Annotated in this window: 1 protein-coding gene; it reads left to right on the forward strand. The window is 54.3% G+C overall.

What is annotated here, in order from left to right; genetic code table 11:
• The coding region (locus LOC70_RS05415; RefSeq protein WP_230252374.1) for a hypothetical protein at positions 1-519 on the forward strand (519 nt) is incomplete at its 5' end.
• Positions 520-805: the final 286 nt, after the last annotated feature.

Here is an 805-nt window from a genome sequence, read left to right on the forward strand (position 1 = left end):
TTCGGTTGCCATCGGTCATCGCACACTCCGTTGCTTCGAGGAGCTCAAAGTATCGCGTTTATCAGGCTTTCAGCAAATACCAGTTTCCGGATAGGCTCTAAGCGAGCAATCGTAGCCGCTGTTACTGCAGCAGTCGCACTGTTCGCAACCTTCGTCACGACTTCACGCAAATCGGAAGCCATCAAATGGATTCCGTACACGAGCGCCGCGGTCGCAGAAAACGAATTAAAAGGGAGGCCATCCGCGGTCCTTTTCTATGCTCGGTGGGCTCTGTCCATGGATCCCAAAGGCGGATTGGCGACTCCCGCTATTCATCAGTGCCTTGCTGATGCCGGATACGTTTCGATGGAAGCCGACTTAACGAATTCCGGCAGCAGAGACTTCGACAAACTGAACGAACAGGGATTCAGATCAATACCCATACTAGTTCTGTACCCGATTGCTGGACCGCGATTGGTATTTGATGGCGGCACACCTGAATCAGAGATTGTGGCGGCGCTCACGCGGCCCAGCCAATGATCTTGTCCGCCACTTTCATGATTGCGGGGAACAATCCAATGCACCCGAGCGGCGAAGTCGGGCGTTTTGACAATGGGCAATCTCTCGTCGCCGCCGGGTGATTGGTGACGTTCGCCGACGGAAATGGAGCACGCACTGAACTACTCGGAACTCCTCAAGGCAAACGACGATCCGGAGCGTTGGGAATGTCCGCTCGGCTTCGACTACGCTTCAGAAAAACATCGATTCCAACAATTCACTGTTGCCTTCGCCGCAGCCCTGACAATCACACCGAAGATCGAGACCG

This window comes from Rhodopirellula halodulae (assembly GCF_020966775.1).
In the GTDB taxonomy this organism is placed as follows: Bacteria; Planctomycetota; Planctomycetia; order Pirellulales; family Pirellulaceae; genus Rhodopirellula; species Rhodopirellula halodulae.